Genomic DNA, 15,994 nt, shown 5'->3' with positions numbered 1-15,994 from the left:
CATGGCCCGACGCTTCCAAGGGCTGGGGGGTTGGCTGCTGGCAGCGGCCTGCGCAGCGGGCGCCGCGCAGGCCGCCGACTACACCGGCCCGCTGTTCGACGCGCACCTGCACTACAACGAAGAGGCCTGGAACGGCCAGAACGGCCCGCACCCGCCGGCCGACGTGATCGCACGCATGAAGGCCTCGGGCGTGCGCGCCATCGTCGCCAACTCGCGGCCCAACACGGGTTCGCTGGCGCTGGCAGCCTCCAGGGAGGTGCGCGATGCCGGCATCACCGTCGTGCCTTTCGTGCGGCTGTACCGCAACCGCGAGGACTACAGCAACTGGTTCCGCGACGAAACCATCTACGAGATGGTGCAGGCCGAACTGGCCAAGGGCACGGCCTCGGGCCCCTACAAGGGCATCGGCGAGTTCCACCTGTACGACAGCGCCAATGCCGACGGCCCGGTGGCGAAGAAGCTCATGGCACTGGCCGAGCAGCGCGACCTGGTGGTGCTGGCCCATGTGGACGATGCCGCCATCGACCTGCTGATGGCCAACACCCCTTCCAAGGGGCAGAAGGTACGGCTGATCTGGGCGCACACGGGCATCGGCGGCGCACCGGTGGAGCGGGTGGACGCGCTCATGGCGCGTTACCCGGGCCTGGTGGGAGAGCTGTCCTACCGCCCGGGCCTGGTCTGCGACAACGAGCAGCTGTGCCCGGCCTGGCGCGCGCTGCTGCTCAAGTACCCCACGCGCTTCGTGATCGGCTCGGACACCTGGGTCAACCAGCGCTGGCAGCACTACGAGGGGCTCATGAAGGGCTACCGCAGCTGGCTGGGCGGCCTGCCGCCCGCGGTGGCGCAGGGTGTGGCTTTTGGCAACAGCGCGGCTTTGTTCGGCATTCCCGTGCCAAGCAAATAGAGCCCCGTGGCGCGCTCTGGCCTATGATTTCCGCGCAGGTGCGGCGCGGCCAGGGGGTTCCCCTGGCATGCCGGCCTGCATTGCGGAGACAAGCCCTTGAAAAACACAACAACCCTTTCCTTCCATTTTGGCCACCGTCCCGTGGCCCGCAGCGCCTGCGCACTGGCCCTGGCGGCCGCCAGCCTGGGTTTCGTGGCGCCTGCCATCGCGGCCACGGCCTTCGAGCCAACCCAGAACGTGCAGGGCACGCCCTTGGTGCTGCAGGGCGCGGGCACGCGCTACCGCGCCGTGTTCAAGGTCTACGACATGGCGCTGTACCTGCCCAAGAAGGTGCGCACGGCCGACGAGGCGCTGGCCGCCACCAGCGGGCCGGTGCGCCTGCAGTTCGTCGCCCAGCGCGACATCCCGGGCACGGACCTGGGGCTGTCGTTCATCAAGGGCCTGTCTGCCAACGCCACGCCGGACCAGATCCGGCGCCACACGCCGTCGAGCAACCGCCTGGTCGAAGTCTTCTCGGGCCGTACCAAGCTGGCCTCGGGCGATACCTTCGCGATGGAATTCGTGCCGGGCAAGGGCACCACCTTCTTCATCCAGGGCCAGCCGCAGGGTGCGCCCGTCGGCGATGCCGAGTATTTCGGCATGGTGCTGCGCATCTGGCTGGGGGCCTCACCGGTGGACAACCAGCTCAAGGACGCCTTGCTGGCATCCGGCGCCAACTGACCTGCCCCCTGCGAAGGCGGGGGATGCAGGGCCGTCGGCCGTCAGGAGCCTGTACGGGCCAGGTAGCGCTTGCGCCAGAAGACCGCCACCAGCACCACCGCAATGGTGATCATGGAGCCCATGGCCCACCAGAAACCGTCCTGCTTGTGGATCAGCGGGATGAATTCGAAGTTCATGCCGAAGATGCCGGCGATCAGGTTCAGCGGCAGGAACACGGCCGTGAGCGCCGTCAGCGTGCGCATGATGTCGTTGGTGCGGTTGCCCTGCACCGAGAAATGCATCTGCACCGCGGTCTCGGTGTTCTGCTCCATGCGGCGCACGTGGTGCACCACGCGCTCGATGTGCTCGAGCACGTCGCGGCTGCGCACTTTGAGCAGGTCCAGGTCGCGCAGGCCCGTGGGGGACTCGGGCACGGCCCAGGTCTCCAGCGCATCGATCCAGTCCTGCACGGCCGTGTGCTGGTCTTCGCAGATTTCGTCCAGGGCATGCAGCGACAGGCGCGCTTCCAGCAGCGAGCTCCAGTTGACGTAGCGTGCGCGGGGCCGGAGCAGCTCGGTCTGCCAGTGCTCCAGCTGGCGCGCGATTTCGCGGCGCAGGTCCAGGTAGCCATCGACCATGAGGTTCACCACCCGCAGCATCAGGTCGGCGGGCGAAGTGGGCTTGCGCAGCCCCGAAGCCGTGGGATTGGCGCGGCCCTCGCGCGGGTCGCTGGGCGCGGGCGCCAGCAGGCGCGCCGCATAGGCGTCGCGCACGCTGCAGTCGCCCGGGTGTACGGTGAGCAGCACATTGTCGAACACGGCAAAGCCCACCGCGCTGGTGTCGATGCGCCGCAGCACCGGCGGGCCGCCGCGCCGGGGTGGGGTGGGCGGGGCCACGGCATCCTCGCCCGTGGGGGCCGTGGTCAGGCGGCGGAACACCAGCAGGTCGTACTGCGAGGTGTAGTCGTAGTGCGAGGGCAGTTGCACGTTGAGCAGGTCGGCCACGTGCAGGTCCACCAGCTGCAGCCCGGTCAGCCGCAGCAGGGCGGCCTGCACCTCGGCCAACTGGGCCTGGAAGACCGGCCGTGCGCAGGCGATCCAGACATAGCCCTGGGCCGGCGGCTCTGCAGGGATGGCGTCGAGCTCCTGCGCCCCGCTGCTCTGGATATGGAAGATGCGCATGGAAGCTGGCAGATCGGACACGTCGGGTGCTATCGGTTCAGGAGCAGGCGTGCCGCATCGCGCGCGAAGTAGGTCAGCACGCCATCGGCGCCCGCGCGCTTGAAGGCCAGCAGGCTTTCCATCATCACCGCGTCGTGGTCGAGCCAGCCGTTGGCGGCCGCGGCCTTGAGCATGGCGTACTCGCCGCTCACCTGGTAGGCAAAGGTGGGCACGCGGAACTCGTCCTTCACGCGGCGCACCACGTCCAGGTAGGGCATGCCGGGCTTGACCATCACCATGTCCGCACCCTCGGCGATATCGAGGGCCACCTCGCGCAGCGCCTCGTCGGTGTTGCCGGGGTCCATCTGGTAGACGTTCTTGTCGGCCTTGCCCAGTGCGCCGCGCGTGCCCACCGCATCGCGGAAGGGGCCGTAGAAAGCGCTCGCGTACTTGGCGCTGTAGGCCATGATGCGCGTGTGGATGTGGCCCTGCATTTCCAGCGCCTCGCGGATGGCGCCGATGCGCCCATCCATCATGTCGCTGGGGGCGACGATGTCCACGCCCGCCTCGGCGTGCGTGAGCGCCTGACCGGTGAGGATCTCCACCGTGTCGTCGTTGATGATGTAGCCCGTGTCGTCGAGCACGCCGTCCTGGCCGTGGCTGGTGTAGGGGTCCAGCGCCACGTCGGTCATCACGCCCAGGGCCGGGAATTCCTTCTTCAGGGCACGCACCACGCGCGGGATCAGGCCGTTGGGGTTCAGGGCCTCCTTGCCATCGGGCGTCTTCAGGGACGGGTCGATGGCCGGGAACAGGGCCAGCACCGGGATACCGAGCTGCACGCAGTCTTCCGCCACGGGCAGCAGCAGGTCCAGGCTCAGCCGGTCCACACCGGGCATGGAGACCACGGCCTCGCGCCGGCCTTCGCCCTCGTGCACGAACACGGGGTAGATCAGGTCGTGCGGGGTCACGCGGTGCTCGCGCACCAGGTTGCGGGTGAAGGCATCGCGGCGCAGGCGGCGCGGGCGGTTCTGCGGGAAGGGGGCGGGGCTTGGGAGGTGCATGGGGAAAATTGTGCCTCATGCGCTGGTACCGGGGCTGCAGCAGGGGGTCTTGCGCACGTGTCAAACCCTGCTTGTATGCCCCGCGGGCTGGTGCTAAATTGGTTCCGGGCAGCTTGCTGCCCCCCGCTTTTCCTCCCTGAGCGGGGCTCTGGGCTGCCGCAATGCAGGCAGGGCTTTCGAAGCCCGGCAGCTTTTGCCGGGCTTTTTTTTGCGGCACCGTCCACCTTGCCCGCCCTGGCTGTGCATCGCCAGCGCGGGTTCAGCGTTCCCTTAAACTGCCGCCATGCTCTGGGTCAAAGCCTTCCACATCGTCTTCATCGCCAGCTGGTTCGCCGGCCTGTTCTACCTGCCGCGCATCTTCGTCAACCTGGCCATGGTGGCGCCGGGCTCGGTGGCCGAGCGCGAGCGCCTGATCCTCATGGCGCGCAAGCTGCTGCGCTTCACCACCTTGCTGGCCGTGCCGGCGCTGGCCCTGGGCCTGTGGCTGTGGATGGGCTATGGCATCGGCCGGGGGCCGGGCAATGGCTGGATGCATGCCAAGCTCGCCGTGGTGGTGCTGGTGATCGGCTACCACCATGCCTGCGGCGTGCTGCTGCGCAAGCTGGCCGATGGCACGAGCCGCCGCAGCCACCGGTGGTTCCGCTGGTTCAATGAGGTGCCGGTGCTGCTGCTTGTGACTGCGGTGGTGCTGGTGGTGGTCAAGCCCTTCTGACCCCCGAGGCACGCCACCCCGTGTACAAGAGCTCCGCAGGTCCCCTGGCGCTGATCTACGCGGCGCTGATCGTCTTTGCCAGCCTGTTCCCGTTCGACGGCTGGCGTGCGCAGGGCATCGACCCCTGGGTGTTCCTGGCCTCGCCGATTCCGCCGCCCTACTGGACGGGCTTTGACGTCACCTCCAACCTGGTGGGCTATGCCCCGCTGGGTTTTCTGCTGGCGCTGGCGCTGCTGCGCATGCGCTGGCGCTGGGGCGCATGGGTGCTGGCCACGCTGGCCGGCGTGCTGCTGTCGCTGAGCCTGGAGTTCCTGCAGATCTACCTGCCCCGGCGCGTGCCCTCCAACATGGACCTGCTGCTCAACTCGGCGGGCACACTGGCCGGGGCGCTCACGGCCGCGGCGCTGGAACGCCTGGGGGCCATCGACCGCTGGAGCGACTTTCGCAACCGCTGGTTCGTGCAGGATGCGCATGGCGCCCTGGTGCTGCTGGCGCTGTGGCCCCTGGCCCTGCTGTTCCCGGCGGCCCTGCCGTTCGGCCTGGGGCAGGTGCTCGAGCGGCTGGAAGGGGCCCTGGTCGAGATCCTGGCCGACACCCCGTTCCTCGACTGGCTGCCCATGCGCGACACCGCGCTCGACCCCCTGTCTCCCGGTGGCGAGCTGCTGTGCGTGACGCTGGGTCTGCTGATTCCCTGCCTGCTGGGCTACTGCATCATCCGCGAGATGGGGCGCCGGGCCCTGTTCGCCCTGGCCGTGGTGGTGGTGGGCGTGGTGCTCACGGCCCTGTCGGCGGCGCTGAGCTGGGGCCCCGCCCATGCCTGGGAGTGGATGGGCCTGCCCGTGCGCGTGGGCGTGTGGGGCGCACTGGCGCTCGCGGTGCTGCTGCTGGCGCTGCCCCGGCGTGCCTGCGCCGCCGTGCTGCTGCTGGTGCTGGTGTGGCACCTGGGCCTGCTCAACCAGGCCCCCACCAGCGCCTACTTTGCCCAGACGCTGCAGGCCTGGGAGCAGGGGCGCTTCATCCGCTTCTACGGGCTGGGCCAGTGGCTGGGCTGGGTCTGGCCCTATGCGGCGCTGGCCTACGTCGTGGTGCGCGTCGCCCGGCGCGACACCTAGCCGACTGCGATCGCCTGCGGATCTGATCTGGCCGCACCAGGCCAAGCGCAAGAAAGGCCGAAGCGCTGTTGCTGGCGCGCCATCGCCTGGCCCCGGATTGCGAAACGCAGCCCATCAATCCTACAATGATAATTATTCGCATTTAAAAATCGGGTGCCGGGCACCCCTGAAAAGAGGTTCCCATGCCGGCTGCCGAGCCCGCCCTGCAGCAGATCCACACGCTCTACCGCCACCACCACGGCTGGCTGCATGGCTGGCTGCGCCGCCAACTGGGCAACAGCTGCGATGCCGCCGACCTGGCGCAGGACGTGTTCATGCGCCTGCTGGCACGCGAGACGCTGGAGACCCCGCGTGAGCCGCGCGCCTACCTGGGCACTATCGCGCGTGGCCTGGTGGCCGACCACTGGCGCCGCCGGGCGCTGGAGCAGGCCTGGCGGGACACCCTGGCCCATCTGCCCGAGGCCGAGGCACCATCGCCCGAAGACCGGCTGGTCCTGCTCGAAACGCTGGTCGCCATCGATCGCATGCTCGATGCGCTCAAGCCGCGCGTGCGCACGGCCTTCCTCTGGGCCCAGCTCGAGGGGCTGACCTGCCCGCAGATCGCCAAGCGCCTGGGCGTCTCGCTGGCCACCGCCGAGCGCTATGTGGCCACGGCGCTGCGCCACTGTTATGCACTGCGTTTCGGCCCATGAAGACCGGCGTTGACCCGCTGCCGCAGGGCGTGGTGGACGAAGCCATCGCCTGGGCCGTCAAGCTCGACTTCAGCACGCCCACGCCGCGCGCCCGCGCAGCCTTTGAGCGCTGGCTGCAGGCCGCGCCGGTCCACGCCAGCGCCTGGGAGCGTGTGCAGTCGCTGCGCGGTGACTTCGCCGCCGTGCCGCCCACGCTTGCCCTGGGCACCCTGCACGCCGCCGAGGCGCAGCGCCAGCGCCGCCGCCAGGGCCTGCGCCTGCTGGGTCTGGCAGGCATGGCCGTCGCCGCGGGCTGGACGGTGCGCGAACATGCGCCCTGGCAGCGCCTGCTGGCCGATGCCAGCACCGGCGTGGGTGAGCAGCGCACGCTGCGCCTGGACGATGGCACCACCGTCGTGCTCAACACCGACACGGCGCTCTCCTCGGCCCTGTCCCCCGAACTGCGCACGCTGAGGCTGCACCGCGGCGAGATCCTGGTGACCACCGGCGCCGATGCGGGTGCACCGGCCAGGCGGCCGTTCTGGGTGCAGACGCCGTTCGGTGCGCTGCAGGCGCTGGGCACGCGCTTCGTGGTGCGGCTGGAACCGGGCCGGGCGCGCATCAGCGTGCAGGAAGGCGCCGTGCAGATGCACCCGGCCGAAGACACCGCCTCCCGCATGGCGAGGCCGGGCGATGCCTGGTGGCTCGGCGCCACGGGGGCCCAGCCGGCGCCGCCGCTGGGCTTCGATGCCGACGGCTGGGCCGATGGCGTGGTGGCCGGGCAGGACATGCGCCTGGCCGACCTGCTGGCCGAGCTCGCGCGCTACCGGCACGGCCGCATCGTCTGCGACGAGCGCGTGGCCGGCCTGCGCGTCTCGGGCGTCTACCACGTGCGCGATACCGACCGGGCGCTGCAGTTCCTGCTGCAGACCCAGCCGGTCGAGGTGGTCTACCGCACCCGGCTGTGGGTCTCGGTGGGGCCATCGACCCCGGCTTGAAAAATATTTCCCGAAAAAGTGAGGGGATCGGGCGTTTCGAGCGGCCTCCCTGGTGAAAGCCTCCCCTGGGCAGCTGCCCCGGGGTCCCTCCACCGTCCTGGAACCGCCGCCGCCATGCCCCGTACCGACCGCCGTTTTCCCTCCCACCCGACCGCCGCTGCCCTGGCCTGCATGCTGGCATGGGCCAGCCTGCCAGCGGCTGCCCAGCCCGCCACGGCCGCGGCCCCACCCGCCAGCGCAGAGAGCCGCAGCTTCTCCATCCCGGCCGGTCCGCTGGGTGCCGGGCTCGACCGCTTTGCGCGTGCCGCGGGCGTCAACCTGAGCTACGAGCCCGCGCTGGTGGCCGGCCTGGCCACGCCGGGCCTGTCGGGTGCCTGGCCGGTGGGTGCAGCGCTGGCGCGCCTGCTGGCTGGCACGGGCCTGGAGGCCCTGGCGCAGCCCGGCGGCGGTTATTCGCTGCGCCGGGCGGCGGCTCCCGCAGCGCCCGCCGGGGCCGACGGCGCCACCACCACGCTGCCGGCCGTGCGCGTGACGGCCAGCCAGGAGCTGCCGGGCGAGCTGCCCAGCGCCTACGCCGGCGGCCAGGTGGCGCGCGGCAGCCGCACCGGCATGCTGGGCAACAGCGATGTGTTCGAGACGCCGTTCAGCACCAAGGCCTGGACCAGCGAACTGGTGCGCAACCAGGGCGCGCGCAACGTCAACGACATGGTCGCCAACGACCCGTCCATCCGCACCAGCCTGTCGGCCACCTCGCCGCTGGACCAGAGTTCCATCCGGGGCTTCCTGACCAACAGCGATGCCTACCTGTTCGATGGCCTGGAGGGCTTGTTCGCGTACAGCAATATCCCTGTGCGCCACTATGAGCGGCTGGAGGTGCTCAAGGGGCCGGCCGGTGGGCTGGTCGGGGCGTCGGGCTACGGCGCCACGGTGGGCGGCAGCTTCAACCTGGTGCCCAAGCGGGCCACCGATGCGCCGGTGCGCTCCGTGTCCATCCTGGCGCTCGACAAGTCGCTGCTGGGCGCACATGCCGACATCGGCCAGCGCTTTGGCGTGGACAACCAGTTCGGTGCCCGCCTGAACCTATCGGCCGAGGATGGCAAGCTCTACGATGGCGCCCAGCGGCGGCTGATCGCACCCCAGGTGGCGCTGGACTACCGGGGTGACAGGCTGCGCGTGGTGCTGGACGCGGGCAGCACGCGGCGCGAGTCCTCGCCGCTGTTCGGCCACTGGCTGCTGCAGGCCGGTGCGGCCGTGCCGGCAGTGCCCGATCCGCACGTGCACGCCAAGCCCTCCTGGGAAGCCATGGACCTGCGCCAGACCTACGGCCTGCTCAGCGCAGAATGGGATTTCGCGAGCGGCTGGACGGCCCATGCCCGCCATGGGCGCCTGCGCGAAGCGCCACCGGTGCGCCAGTACGTGGACCAGACCACGGTCGACGGCGCGGGCCGGGTGCGCTACACCAGCGCCTCCAGCCTGCTCTGGACCCAGGCCAACCAGGTCACCGACCTGGGCGTGCGCGGCGAATTCCAGTGGGGCGCCACGCGCCACAAGCTGGCCGTGGGCACGGTGCTGCAGCGCCAGCAGCTGCAGAACCTGCGCTCCATCTCCGTGCCGCTGGCCGCGCCGGTGGTGAGCAACATCTACCAGCCGCTGGTCGTGCCCGACCCGTTTGCCAACGGCATCCCCAGCGTACCTGGGGTGGACAGCCCGGCCCTGCACCTGGACAGCCTGGCCGTGGCCGACACCGTCGCGTTGCTGGACGACCGCCTGCTGCTCACGGCGGCCGTGCGCCACCAGCGCATCGAGAAGGCGCCGTACCGCCAGTCGCGCGTCACGCCCACGCTGGCGGCGTTGTACAAGCTGGGGGGCGGGCTCTCGGTCTATGGCAACTATGCCGAATCGCTGGCCCAGGGCGCGATTGCGCCCGCCGGCTCGGCCAATGCGGGCGAGCAGCTGGAACCCTACCTGTCCAAACAGCACGAACTGGGGCTCAAGTGGGACCAGGGCAGCTACGGCATCACCGCCGCGTACTTCGACATCCGCCGGGCCACGGCCTTCGTGGATGGCCGCAATGTGTTCCGCGCCGCCGGCCTGCAGCGCAACCGGGGTGTGGAGCTGGAGACCTTTGGCGAGGTGGCGCGCGGCCTGCGCCTGCTGGGCGGCGTGGCCTGGACGGATGGGCGCATGTCGCGCACGGCGGGCGGCACGGCCGATGGCAAGAAGGCCATCGGCGTGCCTGAAATCACGGCCAACCTGGGTGCCGAGTGCGACCTGCCGGCCGTGCCGGGGCTCACGCTCACGGGGCGCTACCTGCACACCGGCGGCGCCTTCGTGGACCTGGCCAACACCCAGCGCGTGCCTGCCTGGAGCCGCATCGACGTGGGCGTGCGCTACCGGACCGCGGTGGGCGACGGCACGACCATGACCCTGCAGGCCGGCATCACCAACCTGGCGGACAAGGCCTACTGGACGATTGCCGGGCGCAACTTCATCGCGGTGGCGCCGCCACGCACCTGGCAGGTGTCCGCCAGCTTCGATTTCTGACCCCGCAGGTTCGATTCCTGTCTGTGGGACGCGGCCCTTTTGCGGGGCCGCTTCTCCCTGTGGGGGTTATGGGTGCGGGCTGGCGCGACGCCCGCTTCTAAAATGATGCCATGACCGACACCTCCACGACGGCACCGGCGGCACAGCCGGGCTATTACCAGCGCCACATCTTCTTTTGCCTGAACGACCGCACCAACGGTGAGGACAGCTGCGCCCACCATGGCGCGCAGGCGGCCTTCGACCGCTGCAAGTCGCAGGTGAAGGCCGCCGGCCTGTCCGGCGCCGGCAAGGTGCGTGTGAACAAGGCGGGTTGCCTGGACCGCTGTGCGGGCGGGCCGATCGCCGTGGTCTACCCCGAGGCGGTCTGGTACACCTTCGTGGACAACGCCGACATCGACGAGATCGTCGAGTCCCACCTCAAGAATGGCCAGGTGGTCGAACGCCTGGTGACGCCGCCGGAACTCGGGCGCTGATTTCCATTCAGAGCGCTGTCGCCTCTCCTGATTTCAGGCTGCCTGCCTTGTCCCTTTTGTGCAGGCCGCTATTGACCTGGTAGCAAATTCCGTGAATTCCCAGACCGAACGCCTGACCCTGACCGGCGCCGTCGGCGCCATCGAGGCGGTGCGCGACGCCGCCGTGCTGTCCGAGGGTGCTGCCGCACCGCGCGGCATCGCCGTCATCGCCCACCCCCATCCGCTGTTTGGCGGCACCATGGACAACAAGGTGGTGCAGACCCTGGCGCGGGCCTTCGTGCACAGCGGCTGGACGGCTGTGCGCTTCAACTTCCGGGGCGTGGGCGGCAGCGCCGGCACGCACGACGAAGGCCGGGGCGAAGCCGAGGACTTCCTGGAGGTGGTGCGCCAGGCGGCGCCCGAGGGGCCGCTGGCCCTGGCCGGCTTCTCCTTCGGCGCGTTCGTCACCAGCCATGCGCTGGCCAGCCTGTGGGGCGAGCGCGCCATCGAGCGTGTGGTGCTGGTGGGCACGGCGGCCAGCCGCTTCACCGTGGCCCCGGTGCCGCCCGAGGCGCACGAGCGCACCCTGGTCGTGCATGGCGAGCAGGACGACACCGTGCCCCTGGCGGCGGTGATGGACTGGGCACGCCCCCAGATACTCCCTGTGACAGTCGTCCCCGGTGGGGGGCATTTCTTTCACGGACAATTGCCGCTTCTGAAAAACCTGGTGACCCGCCACCTGCTGGCCGGGGCCTGACGCTCCACGGCCAGCCGGTGCGCCGCGCAGGTCGCACGCCGCTATCCCGCTGCTTTCTGCTGTTTTCTCTCCTCTTCTCTCACCCGAATGCCCGTTTCCATGAAGTCCCTCTTGCCCACGCTGCGCTCCGTCCTCCTCGCCGCGGTGCTTGCGCCCGCCGCCCTGTGGGCGCAGGTGCAGGCCCCGCAGCCGCCCGAGATCGCCGCGCGCAACTACCTGCTGCTGGACATCACGGCCGGTCAGGTGCTGGCCGCCAAGGACATCGACGTGCCCGTGGAGCAGGCTTCGCTGACCAAGCTGATGACCGGTTACCTGGTGTTCGACGCCCTGCGCGCCAAGAAAGTTGCCCTGGACCAGAAGCTGCCCGTGAGCGTGCTGGCCTGGAAGATGCCCGGGTCGCGCATGTTCATCGACCCCAAGATGCAGGTGCCGGTGGACGACCTGATCAAGGGCATGATCGTCCAGTCGGGCAACGACGCCACCATGGCGCTGGCCGAAGGCGTGGGCGGCACGGCCGAGAACTTCGTCAAGCTGATGAACGACCAGGCCAAGGCCCTGGGCATGAAGAACACCGCCTACAAGAACCCCGAGGGCCTGACCGAGCCCGGCCATACCACCACCGCGCGCGACCTGGGTGTGCTGGCCAGCCGGCTCATGAAGGACTTCCCGGAGTACATGCACTACTACTCCACCAAGCAGTACAGCTACCCGGGTACGCCGGCTTCCAACGGCAACAACCGCAACTCGCTGCTGTTCCGGGACCCGACGGTGGATGGCCTCAAGACCGGCCACACCGCCGCTGCCGGCTACTGCCTGGTGGCCACGTCCAAGCGCGACTTCCCCAACGTGGGCCAGCGCCGCCTGCTGTCCATCGTGCTCGGCGCCGCCAGCGAGAACGCCCGTGCCAATGAAAGCCAGAAGCTGCTGAACTGGGGCTATACCGCCTTCGAGGCGGTCAAGCTGTTCGACGCGGGCCAGCCGGTGGCCACCCCTGCCGTCTGGAAGGGCACGGAAAATACCCTCAAGCTCGGCCGCAGCGAGGCCATCGTGGTGGCCGTGCCTTCGGGCAGCGGCGGCAAGATCAAGACCGAGATCGCCCGCCCCGATCCCCTGGTGGCGCCTTTCACCAAGGGCCAGGCCGTGGGTTCGCTGAAGGTGGTGCTGGGCGAGCAGACGCTGGCCGAGGTGCCCCTGGTGGCGCTGGACGGCGTGGCGCAGGCCGGCATCCTGGGCCGTGCCTGGGACGCCATTCGCCTCTGGATCAAGTAAGGGCTTCCAAAAGCAGCAAGACGCCAGGGCAGGCGCAAGAACGGTCGACCCGGTTGCACGGGAACACCGCGTGCCGCTTGCCCGTCGGGGCTCATGCTGCTACATTAGAAGGCTTTTCGGAAATTCCGAAGGGTTTCACGTTTTCGTTTTTTACGTTTAGGGACGTATTCATGCCAACCATCAATCAACTAGTCCGTCAGGGGCGCGAGGTCGAAAAGATCAAGTCCAAGAGCCCTGCGATGGAGAACTCTCCCCAGCGCCGCGGCGTGTGCACCCGTGTGTACACCACGACGCCAAAGAAGCCTAACTCCGCTCTGCGCAAGGTCGCTAAGGTTCGCCTGACCAACGGCTTCGAAGTCATTTCCTACATCGGCGGCGAAGGCCACAACCTGCAGGAACACAGCGTGGTGCTGGTTCGCGGCGGTCGTGTCAAGGACTTGCCCGGTGTGCGTTACCACATCGTGCGCGGCTCGCTCGACTTGCAAGGCGTGAAAGACCGCAAGCAATCGCGCTCCAAGTACGGTGCCAAGAAGCCAAAGGCCAAGTAAGCCCTGGCGGTTGTGTCTCCATCGGTGTTTGATTCGCCTGGCAGGCGCAGTCAAACGAAGTGACCCCAAGCGCGGAGTGTTCCGTGTGGGTCGAGTAAGTGGGGTTCTGAATGAATCTCGCGGTGTCTGAAAAGATGCCAACTGAAGCAATATGAGGTGAAAAATGCCACGTCGTCGCGAAGTCCCCAAACGTGAAATCCTGCCGGATCCCAAGTTCGGCAATGTAGAGCTGTCCAAATTCATGAACGTGATCATGGAAGGCGGCAAGAAGGCTGTTGCAGAGCGCATCATTTACGGTGCCCTGGAACTGATCGAGAAGAAGCACCCTGACAAGGACCCGCTGGAAGCCTTCACCGTTGCCATCAACAACGTGAAGCCCATGGTCGAAGTGAAATCCCGCCGCGTCGGCGGTGCCAACTACCAGGTGCCCGTCGAAGTGCGCCCTGTCCGTCGCCTGGCCCTGTCCATGCGCTGGATCAAGGAAGCGGCCCGCAAGCGCGGCGAAAAGTCGATGGCCCAGCGTCTGGCCAACGAGCTGCTGGAGGCCACCGAAGGCCGTGGTGGTGCCATGAAGAAGCGTGACGAAGTTCACCGCATGGCCGAAGCCAACAAGGCATTCAGCCACTTCCGCTTCTAAATCGACGAACTGCCCTCGTCGCCAAGCGCAAGGCTGCCGGCATTTTTGCCTGCAGCCTTGTGGCGATTGAGGCGGTCACAAAATTGACGGGTTGCAGCGCCACAATGCTGGGCCCCTCCCCCGAATAACACGACCCATCCAAGGATCCACCATGGCTCGCAAGACTCCCATCGAGCGCTACCGCAATATCGGTATCTCGGCCCACATTGACGCTGGCAAGACCACGACCACCGAACGTATCCTGTTCTACACGGGCGTGAGCCACAAGATTGGTGAAGTGCACGACGGCGCTGCCACCATGGACTGGATGGAGCAGGAACAAGAGCGCGGCATCACGATCACCTCGGCTGCCACGACCTGCTTCTGGAAGGGCATGGACAACTCTTACGAAGAGCACCGCTTCAACATCATCGACACCCCCGGTCACGTGGACTTCACGATCGAAGTGGAACGTTCGATGCGCGTGCTCGACGGCGCCTGCATGGTGTACTGCGCCGTGGGTGGCGTGCAGCCCCAGTCGGAAACCGTCTGGCGCCAGGCCAACAAGTACAAGGTGCCACGTCTGGCCTTCGTGAACAAGATGGACCGTACCGGTGCCAACTTCTTCAAGGTCTACGAGCAGATGAAATTGCGCCTGAAGGCCAACCCCGTGCCCGTGGTGATCCCGATCGGCGCCGAAGACAAGTTCACCGGCGTGGTCGACCTGCTGAAGATGAAGGCCATCCTGTGGGATGAAGCCTCGCAGGGCATGAAGTTCAGCTACGAAGAAATCCCGGCCGACCTGGTGGAATCCGCCAAGGAATGGCGCGAGAAGATGGTGGAAGCCGCTGCCGAAGCCTCCGAAGAGCTGATGAACAAGTACCTGGAAGAGGGCGACCTCTCCGAAGCCGAAATCAAGTTCGGCCTGCGTACACGCACCATCGCCACGGAAATCCACCCGATGCTGTGCGGCACCGCGTTCAAGAACAAGGGCGTGCAGCGCATGCTCGACGCCGTGATCGACTACCTGCCAGCACCGACGGACATTCCTGACGTGACCGGTACCGACGAAGACGAAAAGCCAGTCACCCGCAAGGCGGACGACGGCGAAAAGTTCTCGGCCCTGGCATTCAAGCTGATGACCGACCCGTTCGTGGGCCAGCTGACCTTCGTGCGCGTGTACTCCGGCGTTCTGAGCAAGGGCGACACCGTCTACAACCCCATCAAGGGCAAGAAGGAACGTATCGGCCGTATCGTGCAGATGCACGCCAACGAGCGCCAGGAAGTCGAAGAAATCCGCGCCGGCGACATCGCTGCCTGCGTGGGCCTGAAGGACGTGACGACCGGTGAAACGCTGAGCGACATCGACTCCCAGATCATTCTGGAGCGCATGGTGTTCCCCGAGCCTGTGATCACGCAGGCCGTGGAACCCAAGACCAAGGCCGACCAGGAAAAGATGGGCATCGCACTGCAGCGCCTGGCTGCAGAAGATCCATCCTTCCGCGTGAAGACCGACGAAGAATCGGGCCAGACCCTGATCGCCGGCATGGGCGAGCTGCATCTGGAAATCATCGTCGACCGCATGAAGCGTGAATTCGGCGTGGAAGCCAACGTGGGCAAGCCCCAGGTTGCCTACCGCGAAACCATCCGCAAGACGGTGGAAGAAGCCGAAGGCAAGTTCGTGCGCCAGTCCGGTGGTAAGGGCCAGTACGGTCACGTCGTGCTCAAGATCGAACCCAACGAAGCCGGCAAGGGCATCGAGTTCGTCGACGCCATCAAGGGCGGTGTGGTTCCTCGCGAATTCATCCCGGCCGTGGAAAAGGGTATCAACGAAGCCGTCACGCAAGGCGTGCTGGCCGGTTACCCCGTGGTCGACGTCAAGGTCACGCTGCACTTCGGTTCGTACCACGATGTGGACTCGAACGAACTGGCGTTCAAGATGGCTGCCATCTTCGGCTTCAAGGAAGGCTGCCGCAAGGCCAACCCGGTCATCCTGGAACCCATGATGGCCGTGGAAGTGGAAACGCCTGAAGACTACGCCGGCACGGTGATGGGCGATCTGTCCTCCCGCCGCGGCATGGTCCAGGGCATGGACGACATCCCGGGCGGTGGCAAGGCCATCCGCGCCGAAGTGCCGCTGTCGGAAATGTTCGGCTACTCGACCTCGCTGCGCTCTGCAACGCAAGGCCGCGCCACGTACTCGATGGAATTCAAGCACTACAGCGAAGCGCCTCGCAACGTGTCCGAAGCCATCATGGCTTCGCGCGCCAAGTAAGCAGCCCGCAAGAGATTGCCGCCAGCGCCTGCATGCAGGTGCCGGCGGCCGCCTCGACCCTCTTTCGCAAGATTTTGCAGTCTGCGATCCGGTGCCGCCCCGTTGCCTGTGCAGGGCGAACCAGCAACCGGATGCAGACGTTAAACCACAACACAGGCATTGCTCTTTGGAGAATTGAAAATGGCAAAAGGTAAATTCGAACGGACCAAGCCCCAC

Annotated in this window: 15 protein-coding genes; 13 read left to right on the top strand and 2 right to left on the bottom strand. The window is 67.6% G+C overall.

Annotated features, from left to right (window positions below):
- Position 1: 1 nt before the first annotated feature.
- Together PMI14_RS05930 and PMI14_RS05925 are read left to right on the top strand one after the other, a co-directional pair.
- Positions 2-904 (top strand): hypothetical protein, encoded by a 903-nt coding sequence (locus PMI14_RS05930; RefSeq protein WP_007851171.1) that lies wholly within the window; start codon positions 2-4, stop codon positions 902-904.
- A 96-nt stretch (positions 905-1,000) separates the two neighbouring features.
- Positions 1,001-1,624, top strand: a complete 624-nt coding sequence (locus PMI14_RS05925; RefSeq protein WP_007851169.1) for a chalcone isomerase family protein — start codon at positions 1,001-1,003, stop codon at positions 1,622-1,624.
- 41 nt (positions 1,625-1,665) lie between these two features.
- On the opposite strand, the gene PMI14_RS05920 is transcribed toward PMI14_RS05925, so the two are convergent.
- Positions 1,666-2,784 (bottom strand): magnesium transporter CorA family protein, encoded by a 1,119-nt coding sequence (locus tag PMI14_RS05920; protein WP_007851167.1) that lies wholly within the window; start codon positions 2,782-2,784, stop codon positions 1,666-1,668.
- 29 nt (positions 2,785-2,813) lie between these two features.
- A complete protein-coding gene (gene hemB / locus PMI14_RS05915; RefSeq protein WP_007851161.1) occupies positions 2,814-3,824 on the bottom strand; it encodes a porphobilinogen synthase in 1,011 nt (336 codons plus the stop codon).
- 283 nt (positions 3,825-4,107) lie between these two features.
- Between hemB and PMI14_RS05910 the strand changes: the two genes are divergently transcribed.
- The 11 genes from PMI14_RS05910 (at position 4,108) to fusA (ending at position 15,778) form a co-directional block, all read left to right on the top strand.
- A complete protein-coding gene (locus PMI14_RS05910; protein ID WP_007851160.1) occupies positions 4,108-4,536 on the top strand; it encodes a CopD family protein in 429 nt (142 codons plus the stop codon).
- Between the two features lie 20 nt (positions 4,537-4,556).
- Complete coding sequence (locus tag PMI14_RS05905; RefSeq protein ID WP_007851158.1) at positions 4,557-5,648, top strand: VanZ family protein; 1,092 nt, start codon at positions 4,557-4,559, stop codon at positions 5,646-5,648.
- Positions 5,649-5,830: 182 nt separating this feature from the next.
- A complete protein-coding gene (locus PMI14_RS05900) occupies positions 5,831-6,340 on the top strand; it encodes a sigma-70 family RNA polymerase sigma factor (RefSeq protein ID WP_007851156.1) in 510 nt (169 codons plus the stop codon).
- Complete coding sequence (locus tag PMI14_RS05895; RefSeq protein WP_007851154.1) at positions 6,337-7,317, top strand: FecR domain-containing protein; 981 nt, start codon at positions 6,337-6,339, stop codon at positions 7,315-7,317. The genes PMI14_RS05900 and PMI14_RS05895 overlap by 4 nt, the downstream gene beginning before the upstream one ends.
- 114 nt (positions 7,318-7,431) lie before the next feature.
- Positions 7,432-9,861: a TonB-dependent receptor gene (locus PMI14_RS05890; protein ID WP_007851152.1), complete on the top strand. Its 2,430-nt coding sequence runs from the start codon at positions 7,432-7,434 to the stop codon at positions 9,859-9,861.
- Positions 9,862-9,971: 110 nt separating this feature from the next.
- The gene (locus tag PMI14_RS05885) at positions 9,972-10,334 is read left to right on the top strand and encodes a ferredoxin (protein ID WP_007851146.1); all 363 of its coding nucleotides are present in this window, start codon (positions 9,972-9,974) and stop codon (positions 10,332-10,334) included.
- Positions 10,335-10,425: 91 nt separating this feature from the next.
- Entirely contained in the window at positions 10,426-11,070 is a 645-nt protein-coding gene (locus PMI14_RS05880; RefSeq protein WP_007851144.1) for an alpha/beta hydrolase, read from the top strand.
- 99 nt (positions 11,071-11,169) lie between these two features.
- Positions 11,170-12,339, top strand: coding sequence for a D-alanyl-D-alanine carboxypeptidase family protein (locus tag PMI14_RS05875; protein ID WP_007851142.1), 1,170 nt, complete (start codon positions 11,170-11,172; stop codon positions 12,337-12,339).
- Positions 12,340-12,509: 170 nt separating this feature from the next.
- On the top strand, positions 12,510-12,887 hold the full coding sequence (rpsL, locus tag PMI14_RS05870; RefSeq protein ID WP_007851137.1) for a 30S ribosomal protein S12: 378 nt from the start codon (positions 12,510-12,512) through the stop codon (positions 12,885-12,887).
- A 163-nt stretch (positions 12,888-13,050) separates the two neighbouring features.
- Complete coding sequence (rpsG, locus tag PMI14_RS05865) at positions 13,051-13,524, top strand: 30S ribosomal protein S7 (RefSeq protein WP_005798541.1); 474 nt, start codon at positions 13,051-13,053, stop codon at positions 13,522-13,524.
- 151 nt (positions 13,525-13,675) lie between these two features.
- Positions 13,676-15,778, top strand: a complete 2,103-nt coding sequence (gene fusA, locus PMI14_RS05860; protein WP_007851118.1) for an elongation factor G — start codon at positions 13,676-13,678, stop codon at positions 15,776-15,778.
- The last annotated feature ends 216 nt before the right edge of the window (positions 15,779-15,994 follow it).

The sequence above is a fragment of the Acidovorax sp. CF316 genome, assembly GCF_000276605.1.
In the GTDB taxonomy this organism is placed as follows: Bacteria; Pseudomonadota; Gammaproteobacteria; order Burkholderiales; family Burkholderiaceae_C; genus Acidovorax.
This window is presented reverse-complemented; position numbering and strand designations above follow the sequence as displayed.

Coding starts and splice junctions, on each gene's coding strand:
- PMI14_RS05930 (WP_007851171.1), top strand. CDS start 2: ATGGCCCGACGCTTCCAAGGGCTGGGGGGTTGGCTGCTGGCAGCGGCC.
- PMI14_RS05920 (WP_007851167.1), bottom strand. CDS start 2,784: ATGCGCATCTTCCATATCCAGAGCAGCGGGGCGCAGGAGCTCGACGCC.
- hemB (WP_007851161.1), bottom strand. CDS start 3,824: ATGCACCTCCCAAGCCCCGCCCCCTTCCCGCAGAACCGCCCGCGCCGC.
- PMI14_RS05910 (WP_007851160.1), top strand. CDS start 4,108: ATGCTCTGGGTCAAAGCCTTCCACATCGTCTTCATCGCCAGCTGGTTC.
- PMI14_RS05900 (WP_007851156.1), top strand. CDS start 5,831: ATGCCGGCTGCCGAGCCCGCCCTGCAGCAGATCCACACGCTCTACCGC.
- PMI14_RS05895 (WP_007851154.1), top strand. CDS start 6,337: ATGAAGACCGGCGTTGACCCGCTGCCGCAGGGCGTGGTGGACGAAGCC.
- PMI14_RS05890 (WP_007851152.1), top strand. CDS start 7,432: ATGCCCCGTACCGACCGCCGTTTTCCCTCCCACCCGACCGCCGCTGCC.
- PMI14_RS05885 (WP_007851146.1), top strand. CDS start 9,972: ATGACCGACACCTCCACGACGGCACCGGCGGCACAGCCGGGCTATTAC.
- PMI14_RS05875 (WP_007851142.1), top strand. CDS start 11,170: ATGAAGTCCCTCTTGCCCACGCTGCGCTCCGTCCTCCTCGCCGCGGTG.
- rpsL (WP_007851137.1), top strand. CDS start 12,510: ATGCCAACCATCAATCAACTAGTCCGTCAGGGGCGCGAGGTCGAAAAG.
- rpsG (WP_005798541.1), top strand. CDS start 13,051: ATGCCACGTCGTCGCGAAGTCCCCAAACGTGAAATCCTGCCGGATCCC.
- fusA (WP_007851118.1), top strand. CDS start 13,676: ATGGCTCGCAAGACTCCCATCGAGCGCTACCGCAATATCGGTATCTCG.